This window comes from Paenibacillus sp. B2(2019), assembly GCF_008370385.1.
Classification (GTDB): Bacteria; Bacillota; Bacilli; order Paenibacillales; family Paenibacillaceae; genus Paenibacillus_AQ.
On sequence record NZ_VTZR01000032.1, the window covers coordinates 16,877 to 30,400 of the forward strand.

Here is a 13,524-nt window from a genome sequence, read left to right on the forward strand (position 1 = left end):
GTGATAAAAAAACCGTCCTAGTTCCATCTTAGGACGGTTTTTTTGTTTCTAATCCATTATTTCGTCTGATGCTGCTTGCGATATTCAGCGGGAGTTAATCCGGTCGTCTTCTTAAATATTTTTCCGAAGTGACTTATGTTAAGATAACCGCATTTTTCAGATATTTCCGTTGTTTTCTCGTTGGTGAGAGAAAGAAGCTCTTTGGAATATCCGATACGTAGATCCGTGATATACTCCCAGAAGGTTAAATCAAAGTGCGACTTAAATAAGGTGCAGAAATAGTATTTATTGAGATTTAGGTGATCGGATATCTTTTGCAGACTGATATCCTTCGCAAATTCCTTTTTGCAGTATTCCGCTGCTCTTGTCATAAGTTCGGAATGATAATCTTCTTTTTCATTCGATGTAAGATCGTGATCTGGGAGAGTAATGACTGAACTCGTATAGGACTCGATAAGGTTTTTATCGGCTTCCACATAAGCAAACGATATTTGTTCAAGCGTGAAGTTCATTCTGCAACTACCGGTTAGAATTGTAACTTCCGTATATTTGGATAATGTCTCAAGACAAACCTGTAAGATCGGAATATCGTCCAATTTAGGTGTATGTAGGACAACCAATTCGTATTCTTTTTGAAAAAAACTCACGACGCGGCAACCATGATTCGCAAATAGGCTGTTGATCTCTTCGGACATGCTGATCTTAACGATTTCTTTGAGAATCTCTTTATTTTCGGAGGTGCGATTGAATCGGAAAATCGTTAGAACATATTGGTTCCAGTCGCCGCCCGATAAATTTATTAACAGGTTGAGATCGCCTTGCTTCAGCTTGCCTACAAGCAACTTCCTAATCATATTCTCTTCTACGAAAGGAATGATCTTGGAAATGTCTTGCTTATGCGCGAGTTCTGTTTCGATCTCATTGCATACGCGACTTACTTCCTGAATGAGCTCGTTTTGCATGAAAGGTTTGACCATGTATCCGAAAGCGCCAAGAGAAATAGCTCTCCTCGCGTATTCGAAATCGTCATAAGCGCTAATTAAGATCACTTTGACGGACAAGCCTGCCTCGCGTATCCTCTCCATTAATTGCAGCCCATCCATATGGGGCATGCGAATATCGCTAATGATGAAATCCGGCGTTCTCCTCAGAATAGAATCCCAGGCTTTATCACCGTTCGTTACTTCTCCAATAATATCGATCGATGGAAAGTGAACTTGAAGAATTTGACGAATGGCTTGGGTAGTTAGCGGTTCATCATCAATTAGTAGTACCGTCGTCATGTTGATCGCCTCTTTCAGTATAATGCTGGGGTATCGTCAGAACGATGATTGTCCCCTCATGTTGTATGCTATCGATTTCCAGAGTTGCGCTTGGGCCGAATTTGAGCTCTAAACGATCTGCTACACTGAATAATCCGATACTTCCTGTACGCAAATTCTTATTGGATAATTGGGATCGTAAATCAAGAAGCCGTTCAGGCGTCATTCCAATGCCATTGTCGGATATTTTAATTCTCACTTCTTCGGATTGTTTGGTAATACGAATACTGATTAACCAATCTCCATCGATTCCTTCGACCCCGTGATAAATTGCGTTTTCAATAAGAGGTTGAAGCGTGAATTTATTGATGGAATAGTAGAGGACGCCATCGTCGGCATGAAATTCGAAGCGAATTTTGCCATCATATCGAATATTTTGGATGTTTAGATAGTTTTCTACGGAACGAACCTCGGATTGAATGGGTACCATATCATTTTGACGATATAGCGAATAATGCAACATGTCCCGCAAGGCGTACGTGACTTTTTCTATGTCTGCATTACGACCTAGAATAGAGAGAGATGAAATGGATTGCAACGTATTGTAAAGAAAATGCGGATCCATTTTGGACTGGAGTGCATCATATTCGGCTTCTTTTTGGAGTAGCTGGCGTTTCACGGATTCCTCGATCAGTTCATTGATTCTATCCAACATATCGTTGATTCCTCGATTTAGCACCGAGAATTCTTCGTATTTCGTTTTCCTTTCCAGACGGAGATTAAGGTTACCTTTGCCGACGTTCTTGATGAATTTCACAAGAACCAATATCGGCTTATTCGTTCGAATCGTCATTGCCGATGCGAATAAAATCGTGAGCGTAACCATTATGGCAAGTAGAGTAAGCGTTGTATTACGGATAAGCTTTAAATTTTGGTCGAGTTGCGCGAAGGAGAGCAGGCTAACGGTCTTCCAACCGGTTACATCTGAGGTGGAATAGGAAATCAAACTCTTGCCGCCTCCGATATTCTCCGTCCAGTAACCGGAGGAATGCTCGAATAGTTTCTCCATGGAAGAGCTCGATAAAGTAAGAGACGGATCGGTCTGATAGATAAATTGTTGCTGGTCATCGACGATAATAGATTCAATGCCTGTTTGGGTTTGAATTTGGTCATAGATGCGTTTGAGCTTGCTAATGTTGTAATCGAATATGGCGACCCCATATAACGTAGAGTTCGAAGGGTCGTAAGCATCCTTAATATTGGCGGCTATCGTAATAACGTTACCATCGGTTTTATTGTAACTGCTCTCATAGTAATCGGGCTTATGGGAGCCATAAAAGCGGGTTTGTAACGCATACTGAGTATTCTTGAAATCAGCCCATACCTTGTTAAGAAAAGGAGAATCGTATCCAATCAGCGCTTTGTTATTAATAAAGGAAATCTTATAGTCGTTATTATAAATAAAGTATCCGCGAATATCGCTCTTCTCGGCAAATATGTTGTACAGGATCTCGGTTATTCTTACCCGGATTTGATCGTGCTCTATGGCATAACTGTTTTTGGATATAGAACTTTGCAGATTAGAGATTAAATCCTTATCGACGGAAAGAAAATGCAAGGAGTCTTTGATTTCGCTTAAATAGAGATCTAGACTTTGATTCGTCTGCGCCGTTACGGAGGTGACGTATTTAATCATGTCATTTTTAGTGAATCTCGAGAAGATTTGATAACTGATAACGCCTAAGCTGATTAGGGATAATCCAATTACGAGAGAGAGAGAGAGGATGATCCTGGCATTGATCGATTTCATTATTTTCAATAGAATCTCTCCTTGTAGTACTAAATATAACGCTTTCAATAATGGCTGACAATAGAATAGTGATATATCCCAATATTAGAACACTACATCAACATTTGACCATGTTCAGAAAATTGAATGACCGTTATAGTGTGGAGGGGCAGCACCTTCTGAAGCGCCTGTGACCGGGGAACAGACGTCCTCAGGTGAAAAAGTACATGTTGTTTTTAAAACGCATTTGGACATTAGGTTTACTGATCTTGCGGCTAATGTGGTTGATGAGTACTTGACTACGTTTATTCTGAAAGCGTTGCCATTGTCTGAACGTATGCAAGGCGAGGACGGACAGTCGAAATTTATTTGGACAGTGGGGTCTTGGCTAATCGAGGAATATTTGCAATCTGCGCCTGAAGAGCAGCGGATGCATAGACACAGCGTCCGATCCGCTCAAAGTAGCACCTTATCGGGAATTACTTCAGATCATTGGGTGGATACGGGTTCTCTAGATCCAAATGGCGAAAGTTACGCCAAGTTTTGGAATCGACTTATGTTGATGTAGAAATGAAGCAACAGCTTTACCGACGCATCTGACATTGCAACCTATGCGGTAGATGCAGTAGCGACAATATTCCACGATGGCATTATTACAGGTAAAGGCTTCAGGAAATCCAAATTGTAAGTAAAAGAAGGGAGAGTTAACATGAAAATAAATGGAAAAAAATTATTAAGTTTGGTCTTAGTACTAGTGATGTTTACAATTATTACCGTTATCTCTTTGCCGAAATCTGTTTTCGCGACTGATCAAAATCAACTTGATGTATATCCTGATCCGCCGGCAGGAACTGCAAGCTATTCAGCCTTTACAGCAGAGGTTAGCAGTCCAGGGGGATCTTGGAACAAATTATTTACACATTCAGCAAAAATGTTTAATGGTGATTCGGGTGATCCAGGTAATAGCAATATGCCTACAGGTTTTGTAATGTTTGACTCTGCAGGTACAGTGGAAATGAAGGTTACGTATCATGGCGGTCCATTAACATCAGCAAAGGTTTGGCCTCAGGCATACGGAATAACGCCAACAATTGAGGGCAATGTGATGACGTTTTCAGTGACCGGAGCTAAAAACATCGTACTTGAGGTAAATGATAATATCTATAGTGCGCTTCATATATTTGCAAATCCTATCGATACGGACATTCCGTCAGAGGGTGATCCGAACGTCATGTACTTTGGCCCTGGAGTTCATGAGTATGGAACCTCTGACTACATAAAGAGGCAGAAAATAGGTGCTCATACAAATGGCAACTACAAGGCAGATATGGATTATATAGATGTACCGAGTGGAAAAACAGTCTATTTAGCGCCAGGTGCTATAGTAAAGGCGCAAATTAGAACCAATCCGTATTTGAATGAGCCCAATTGGGATAAGAGTCCTATTAAAGAGAACATTACCATTAGAGGACGAGGCATACTTGAGTTGTCTAAGTGGAGCGGTGATTTTACGGATGCTGCTAGAGCTAAGAACCCCGAAATGCCAGGTATTGTCGCATTCTACTCGAAAAATGTCAAAATTGAGGGATTAGTTATCGTCAATCCTGAAAGGCAGTCTGTCAATGTAATCGGCAGTACTGATGTAATAATAGACAATATTAAAGGGTTTACCAGTATGCATGAAGGTGACGGCATTGTGCTTGTAATGGACAATAATAATGTGACAGTGAAGAATAGCTTTATTAGAAGTTCTGACGATGGTCTTGTGACTGGCAATAGAAGTAGTAACATCTTATGGGAGAATAACGTGGTTGCTAGCATGAGAGTGCATAGTATTATGATTAACGCTGGTGATACTACAAACTATGTAGCTAGAGATATCTACATTATTAACTCTAATGCATATCCTGGCATAAGAGGTACTATTGGAGTTTATTCCGCCGGAGGTTTAGTTGATAATGTGCTCTTAGAGAATATTGAAATAGAACGTACAAGATACGGGAGCATGCTGGAAGTATATCCCTATCAAATGTGGAATCATGCAACTGGAAGGATGAGTAATATAACATTAAAGAATATCAATTATGCTTCCAATCCATATGATTTCGGGTCGCAGATAGGCGGGATAAGTGAGAATGAGTATGTCGACGGAGTACATTTTGAAAATGTGAAAGTTGATGGGAAGCTTGTTACAGATAGCGCAAGTGGAAACTTGTCTATAGGTAGTTATGTTACAAACGTCACATTTAATGGGGAGCCTTATTCAGGAAACCTTTCACTCCCGACGAGTATTGTCCCTGCGGACTCCGACGGTAAGTATTATCAAATCTATAATCGCAAGCAGATAGGTAAAAGCCTTTTTGATGATTCCGGAACAGTAAGTTATGGAGATGGAACAGGATATGAATATCAATGGGCTCTAGAAAATAGTGATGGATTTATCCGTTTCAGAAACCGGTTAACCGGAAACTATATGAATTTTGAAGCTAATAACGGTCGAATTAAGACTGGACCCGCTATAGAATGGAATGCGGATTGGATGCCAGTCGGCTCTGAATATGGATATTTCCAACTCAGAAACCGCAAGCATGGGCTAATGCATATCCACACACAGAACGGTTATGTACAATCCAGTATGGTAGGTGGGGGGGATTGGACGAGCGATCAGTGGAAATTTGTGGAACAAAATAATTATGAGGCAGAGGATGCTTCACTATCGGGCGGTGCAGAGGTAGGTAACGACCAACTGAATTATTCCGGAAGTGGTTTCACAGCTGGATACGATTCTATCGGTGCAACGACTACCTTTACAGTAAATACTGCGTCAGAAGGACGTTATAATCTGGATCTTAGGTATGCGAATACTACAGGTGGAACAAAGACACTCAGCCTGTATGTGAACGGTAGCAAGATAAAGCAGATTAGTCTACCGAGCTTGGCAAATGGAGATACATGGGGCGACAAGGTTGAGACGATAAACCTGAATGCAGGGGACAATACGATAGCATATAAGTATGAATCAGGCGACAGCGGCAATGTTAGTCTCGATTATATTACAGTAACAGCATATAACATGTATGAGGCTGAGAATGCCGTACTCTCGGACAAAGCAGAGATAGGTAGCAGCGGCCTGAATTATTCCGGGGATGGTTATGTGACCGGATACGGGGAATTCGGTGCAACGACTACCTTTACAGTAAATAATTCATCAGCGTTAACGCGTAGTTATTATCTAGATCTCAGATATGCAAATTCTACGGGTGCAACACAGACAGTCAGCCTGTATGTGAACGGCATCAAGTTAAGACAGATTAGTCTACGGAGCTTGGAAAATTCGGATACATGGAGCGACCAGGTTGAGCTTGTAACGCTAAAATCCGGAATTAATACGATATCTTATAAATACGATGATGGAGATAGCGGCAACGTAAAACTTGACTACATTATACTGCACTCAACAACAGATAATGGCGTAACGGTTAGCCCTGCCGAACTAGTGGCCCATTGGAAGTTCGATGAGGAATCTGGTACAGCGATCAATGATTCTTCTGGCAAGGGCAATATTGGAAAGCTCGTTAACAACCCAGCTTGGAACAGCTTGGGCAAGTTCGAGGGATCACTTGCTTTCAATGGCGGCTCAAGGGCCGAGATTAACGCTTTCTCATTTTTGGAGCAAACAGGTGATGAGGCGGTGTCATTATGGTTCAACACTTCTCAGCCTTCCAATGGCTACTACAACATTTTCAAACAAGAAAATCGTTTCACAGCTCTTCAGATGGAAGGAGGAAACAAGGCTCGCGTGGTTTATTGGCCGGGCGGTGCATCTCAACCTAAAACATTATCATTTCCATGGACCTACAATGATAACAAATGGCATCATTATGTCGCTTCTTACGGTCAGAAAACGGGATTGAAAATCTATGTCGACGGTAAAGTAGTGGCAAGCGATGCAACGAATCTCGGTCCGCTTCCGCGAGTAACAAGTAAGATTCTACTTGGAGCCGATGTGTCTGGCGGGGAAGCATACAATGGACAACTAGATGACGTTCGCATATTTAACGGTCCGTTGACTCAGAATGAAGTATTGCAATTGATGCATGGTGTTCAGGAATTGACGTTGCAGAGCATAAAAGCGCCTGCGACAATAACAAGGGTAGCGAGCGGTACGGCAAAGACTGCGGCGGCACTTGGATTACCCGCAACCGTAGAATTGGTTACTAATGTAGGAAATATAAATGCTAATGTGACATGGGATGTTAACGCCTCAAGCTACGATCCGAATGTTGAGACAGTACAGAATTTCACGGTCGCTGGAATCGTAACACTGCCAGAATTTGTGAAGAATACGAGCAACGTGTCATTGACAACAAGCATTAGCGTAACGGTTAGGCCTATCGAACTAGTAGCTCACTGGAAGTTCAATGAAGGCTCCGGTACAACCGCTGTCGATTCTTCAGGCAAAGGCAACAACGGAACTTTGATTAACAATCCAACTTGGAACAATTCAGGCAAGATCGACGGAGCGCTTGAATTCAGCGGTGGCTCATCAAAGGCAAGAGTAGAGGTTGCTCCTTTCGCAACGGTGAACCAAACAGGTGACCAGACAGTGTCGCTGTGGTTCAAAACTTCGAAGCCTGCAAACGGCTACTATAGCGTTTTCCGTCAAGATAATCGTTTCACAGCTCTACAGTTGACCGACAAGGGTACAGCTCAAGTGGCCTATTGGCCCAATGGATCATCTAGTAATAAATCGCTGTCGTTCCCATGGACCTACAGCAATAACCAATGGCATCATTATGTAGCTTCCTACAGTCAGAAGATTGGGATGAAGATCTATGTAGACGGTGTACTGGTGGCAAGCGATGCAACGAATCTCGGGCCGCTTCCGAGCGTAACGAGTAAAATCATGTTGGGATCCGCTGACTACGGAGAATCCTATACTGGACTGCTAGACGACGTTCGCATATTTAACGGTCCGTTGACTCAGGCTCAAGTCACGCAATTGATGAATATCGGGCTAGGTATGAAGTTGCAGAGTATACCAACGCCTGCAGCGATTACAGGTCTAGTGAACGGAACGGCGAAGACAGCAGCGGATCTTAGATTGCCTGCAACCGTAGAATTGGTAACGGATCTTGCAAGCATGAACGCTGATGTGACATGGGATGTCTCCGGTTCCGACTATGATCAAGCTGTTAAGGAGGAACAGACCTTCACTGTAAATGGAACCATAACACTACCAGAAGGTGTGACGAATCCGAACAACGTACCATTGACAACGACCATTAGCGTGACGGTGTTAGAGAAAACAAACGTAGCAGCCACTGGAGTTACGTTGAACAAAACAACGGCTTCGCTAAATGTAGGAGCTATTGATCAATTGATAGCGACGGTAACACCAACGAATGCAAGCAATAAGAAAGTAACTTTCACGGTAGACAATGACCAAGTAGTTGAATTGACTGATGTGGTCTTCAACGCTGACGGAACGACAAGCGCAACAGTGAAGGCGCTGTCTGTAGGTGAAGCCAAGATTACGGTAGAAACCGAAGATGGACATTACAGAGATTACCATAATGTGACGGTTAACGACGTTCAAGTGCCTGCAGAAGGCGTTTCACTGAATAAGATTTCCTCGACTATGATCGTTGGAGCTACGGATGAATTGACCGCAACGGTCAGTCCGGCTGATGCAACCGATAAGACCGTAACTTTTGCGGTAGAAGGAAATGCGGTCACCGTCTCAAGTGCTGTGTACGATGAGGTAAGTGGAACGACAAGCGTAACGGTAAGCGCCGTGTCGACTGGCTATGCGAAAGTAACAGCGACTGCGGTAGACGGCAGCAAGGCCGAATATGAAGTGACGGTGGTTGCTTCACCAGTCACGGCAACGGGTGTTACCCTGAATAAATCGTCTGCGGTGTTGGACATTGGCGTTTTGGATACCTTGATCGCAGAGGTTAATCCGGCGGATGCAACCGATAAAATGGTAACCTTTGCGGTAGAAGGAAATGCAGTGTCGGTTACAGATGCGGTGTACGATGTAGCGACCGGTACAACAAGCATTAGGGTAACGGCTGTATCTGCTGGAAGCGCGAAGATCACGGCTACGACAGCAGACGGCGGTCACCAAGCGGTGTATAACGTTACTGTAAACTCCGGTAATACCGGAAATCCTGGAAATCCTGGAAATGTGGCCGTGCTCACGGGAATCAGTCTCGATTCTGCGTCCTCTTCGCTGGAAGTAGGCAAAACCCAGGCGATTCAGGTTACGGCAATCTATAGCGACGGAACCAAGGAGAACGTAACAGGTAAAGCGTCGTACGCCACTTCGGATGCATCTGTGATTGCGGTAAGTGCGAACGGGATCTTAGAAGCGGTCGGTAAGGGAAGCGCCGCCGTAACGGTAAGCTATCAAGGGAAAACAGCGGTTATCGCAGTAACGGGAGTCCTGAAGAAATCCGGGGGAGACAGCGATGGAGACGGTTCTTCCACGAATCCGGAACCAGGCACTCCGATCTTCACGGATATTGGCAAACATGCATGGGCTGAAGAAGCGATCCAGGCATTGGCCAAACTAGGTATCATTAAAGGCACTTCGGCAACGACGTTTGAGCCTGGTAAAGAGATCACAAGAGCGGATTTCGTGACGTTGCTGGTCAGAGCACTGGGCTTAAAAGCAGACATCAGCGGCAACTTCCAGGATGTCGTTCAAGGTGATTACTACTATGAAGCGCTAGGCATTGTGAAGGCACTGGGAATCGCTAAGGGAACTGGGGATGGGATGTTCAATCCGAAAGAGAAAATTTCCAGGCAGGATATGATGGTGCTAGTCGTAAGGGCACTACAAGCTGGCGGTAAATGGGAATCTCATGGAATGGCATCTGATTTGAATCGCTTTACTGACGCATCTGGCATTTCAGTGTATGCCGTAGATGCAGTGGCGGCACTAGTCCACGATGGCATTATTACAGGTAAAGGAGCAGGTAAGATCAGCCCGAATGCGACAACAACAAGAGCAGAAGTGGCAGTTATTATGTATCGATTGATGAACCAAATATTAAAGGTTGAATAATCAATAAGACGAAGGCCACAAGTAACGGCCTTTCCAAAAGCAGAACGATTACTTTCCCATTCACCAAGAGCAGCATGAGTGAAGAAGAATAACAATAACTGGTGAGCTGTAAATTTCGTTGCTGTATCTTATAATCTAAATCCTCTAGGATCCTCTTCACATCGTATGAACATATGTAACAAAAAAATTAAGGGACATAGCCTTGGGGCTATGTCCCTTTTACGTGCTGGTATATGTTCGATTTGGCGGCAGATTCAATCGTTTGAATCAATCGCTATTCAAAAGAAGAGAACGTCTAATACCACCGTTGATCTCGGAAGTTAAGTGGACTGGATTCGGGTGAAAGTCGATTGACGTGACCCAAGGAGAGCCCTACCGTCCCCGCAGAAGCGGTGACCCATGGTCAAGATCGCGTAGGTCAAGACTGAGGCTATGGATGGCGAGCAGTCATAAGAAGGGATAGAAGCGAAAAAGCTTGCAGGAAAAGCCGCAATGGCAAGTGACCCGACACAAGCGTTGCCGGGGCGCCCCCGACCCAAAAGGCGGGAGAATCGTGCGAAGCCTGGAAACGTGGAAGAAAAGAAGACTCAGCACGAAAATGACACGCAACAGAAAAAAACAGTGAGACACGAACGCCGTAGAATTGAGGTCGAACATAAGGGGAGACCGTCTGGGTCAAGAGGATAACCAACCGATTGCCGTTACATGGGCTAGGACACGGAGAAACTTATCCCAAATTGCGTGGATAATCAGGCGATGAGCTGTTTTCGTGTGGGAGTTACAGAGAGAAGAACGAAGGGTGGACAGGGCACGAGGCTAGAGAACAACACGTGAGTTCTCTAGTAATCACTCTGATCAGCAGCATAAAGAAAATGTGGATCCATTTTGGACTGGGGCGCATCATATTCGGCTTCTTTTTGAAGTAGCTGGCGTTTCACGGATTCCTCAGTCAGTTCATTGATTTTGTCTAACATATCGTTGATTCCGCGATTCAGCACCGAGAATTCTTCATAGGTCGATTTCCTTTTCAGGCGGAGATTAAGGTTACCATTGCCGACCTCCTTGATGAATTTCACAAGAGCCAATATCGGCCTATTCGTTCGAATCGTCATTGCTGAAGTGAATAATATCATGAGCGTAACCATTATCGCAAATAGAGTAATCGTTGTATTACGGATAAGCATTAAACTTTTGTTACCTTCAATGTCCTCCGTCCAGTAACCGGAGGAATGCTCGAATAGGTTCTCCATGGAAGAGTTCGATAAACTAAGAGATGAATCAGTCTGATAAATAAATTTGATAACTGATAAAGCCTAAGCTGATTGTGGGATAGTCCAATGATGAGTGAGAGATAGAGAATGATCTTAGGATTGATCGATTTCATTATTTTCAATAGAATCTCTCCTTGTAGTTCTAAATATAACGCTTTCATTAATAGCTGGCAAGTGAATGGAGACAATTCACAACATTAGAATATGACCTCAATATTTGACGATATTCAGAAAATTGAATGACCGTTATAGTGTAGGAAATGAACACAATAACGAAGATAACAGGTGAAGCTAATGAACATGAAGAGCGGTATACTAGCTGAATTATGGAAGAACAGATCTTATTATTTAATGGCGGTACCGGGTTTGGCGTTGTTGATCGTTATTTCGTATTTTCCCTACCCGGGAATGATTCTCGCATTCAAGAACTTCAATCCTATGGACGGAATCTATGGAAGTCCATGGGCAGGATTCGAGAACTTTAAGTTTTTCTTGGATAACGGAGATTTCTTGCGGATTACCATGAACACGTTATGGATTAACTTCAATAACATCTTTTGGGGAACGATGCTAGCCGTCGTATTCGCACTTATGCTCAATGAGTTGAGGAATCGAACGATGAAAAGGGTGTTTCAAAGCATCATGTTTATCCCTTATTTCTTCTCCTTCGCCATTGTAGGGAAGATTGTCCTATTGTTGTTTAGCAGTGAATATGGTCTCGTAAACGAGCTCATTCATGCTTTTAATGGACATTCGATTCAATGGTATACGGATCCCGCACCTTGGGTGAAGATCCTCGTATCAATGAACATATGGAAAAATGTTGGTTATTCTGTAATTATCTATCTTTCCGTAATAACCGGTATAGACGAAGAAATGCTTGAAGCGGCATCTCTCGACGGAGCTTCCCGCGTGCAGAAGATACGTTATATCTTAATTCCGAATCTAATCCCTACTATTATTATTTTGACTTTAATGTCCATAGGCAGAATCTTCTTTGGTGACTTTGCGTTAATCTATGCCGTTATTGAGAATAACGGATTGTTATTCGAGACGACAGATGTTATCGACACCTATATCTATCGGTCGATGATTACTGGAGGAGGAGATTACGGTATGATAACCGCAATTGGTCTGTGTCAATCCGTTGTAGGCTTTATCGTTGTATTAGGGAGCAACTGGATGGCCAAAAGATATGATAAAGACTCAGCATTGTTCTAATCAGAAGCGAGGTGAATGGAATGAAAAGCAATACTATTAACAAATTGAGTGTAATGGATTTTCTAATTTACGGTAGCCTTATTCTATTTAGTTTATTGACGATAGTCCCATTTGTCTTGGCTGTCGTCGTGTCATTCTCGAGTGAACAGTCGGTTGTCATGAATGGGTATCAATTTTTCCCGGATGCATTCTCACTATCAGCATATAAAGTTATATTCATGGACGGGATTGTGTTAAAGGCTTATTCAATTACAATTTTTGTCACGGTAGTTGGAACGATATTCTCATTGGTCATCTCAACGTTGCTTGGATATTCAATCTCCATACCGAAAGTAAGATACCGCAACGTAATTGCTCTTATTATCTTCATTCCGATGATATTCGGCGCAGGGCTCGTGCCCTGGTACTTGAATATGACGAAGGTGCTTGACTTGAGGAATTCGTTACTTGCTTATATTATTCCGCTTGCAATAAGTCCCTTCAATATTTTCTTGCTTCGAAATTATTATAAATCGATTCCAACGGCATTATCGGAATCAGCCGAAATTGATGGAGCTGGACCATGGTACGTGTTCCTCAAGATCATTACGCCATTATCGGGACCGATCCTGGCGACAATTGGCTTGTTTGCTTCCTTGGCATATTGGAACGATTACACAACGCCTCTCTGGTTGATAGATGATCACAGCTTATTCTCAGTACAATTTTTGTTATACCGAATTAGTTCGATGATTCAGTATATGAGCATGAATACGAATATGGCAACCGTTGAACTACCATCCGAAACGTTGGTATTCGCCATGTTCCTTGTGGCAATAGGCCCGATTATTCTCGTATATCCATATGTACAGAAGTATTTCGTCAAAGGAATTATGATTGGATCTGTGAAAGGTTGATCCCGACGGC

General features: G+C 43.0%; 7 protein-coding genes. 4 read left to right on the forward strand and 3 right to left on the reverse strand.

Annotation, left to right across the window (positions count from 1 at the left end; all coding sequences use genetic code 11):
* Positions 1-56 precede the first annotated feature (56 nt).
* Together PAENI_RS30305 and PAENI_RS30310 are read right to left on the reverse strand one after the other, a co-directional pair.
* Complete coding sequence (locus tag PAENI_RS30305; RefSeq protein WP_149647814.1) at positions 57-1,283, reverse strand: response regulator transcription factor; 1,227 nt, start codon at positions 1,281-1,283, stop codon at positions 57-59.
* Positions 1,261-3,072: a sensor histidine kinase gene (locus PAENI_RS30310; protein ID WP_262495800.1), complete on the reverse strand. Its 1,812-nt coding sequence runs from the start codon at positions 3,070-3,072 to the stop codon at positions 1,261-1,263. Before PAENI_RS30310 ends, PAENI_RS30305 begins: the two co-directional genes overlap by 23 nt.
* Before the next feature lie 169 nt (positions 3,073-3,241).
* Here PAENI_RS30310 and PAENI_RS30315 point away from each other — a divergent pair, with 169 nt between their 5' ends.
* Together PAENI_RS30315 and PAENI_RS30320 are read left to right on the forward strand one after the other, a co-directional pair.
* On the forward strand, positions 3,242-3,619 hold the full coding sequence (locus PAENI_RS30315; RefSeq protein WP_149647816.1) for a polysaccharide deacetylase family protein: 378 nt from the start codon (positions 3,242-3,244) through the stop codon (positions 3,617-3,619).
* 141 nt (positions 3,620-3,760) lie between these two features.
* Complete coding sequence (locus PAENI_RS30320; RefSeq protein ID WP_149647817.1) at positions 3,761-10,126, forward strand: LamG-like jellyroll fold domain-containing protein; 6,366 nt, start codon at positions 3,761-3,763, stop codon at positions 10,124-10,126.
* An 839-nt stretch (positions 10,127-10,965) separates the two neighbouring features.
* On the opposite strand, the gene PAENI_RS30325 is transcribed toward PAENI_RS30320, so the two are convergent.
* A complete protein-coding gene (locus tag PAENI_RS30325) occupies positions 10,966-11,376 on the reverse strand; it encodes a sensor histidine kinase (RefSeq protein ID WP_149647818.1) in 411 nt (136 codons plus the stop codon).
* Between the two features lie 315 nt (positions 11,377-11,691).
* Between PAENI_RS30325 and PAENI_RS30330 the strand changes: the two genes are divergently transcribed.
* Together PAENI_RS30330 and PAENI_RS30335 are read left to right on the forward strand one after the other, a co-directional pair.
* The gene (locus tag PAENI_RS30330) at positions 11,692-12,618 is read left to right on the forward strand and encodes an ABC transporter permease (protein ID WP_149647819.1); all 927 of its coding nucleotides are present in this window, start codon (positions 11,692-11,694) and stop codon (positions 12,616-12,618) included.
* A gap of 53 nt (positions 12,619-12,671) precedes the next feature.
* Entirely contained in the window at positions 12,672-13,514 is an 843-nt protein-coding gene (locus tag PAENI_RS30335; protein WP_223179044.1) for a carbohydrate ABC transporter permease, read from the forward strand.
* Positions 13,515-13,524 lie beyond the last annotated feature (10 nt).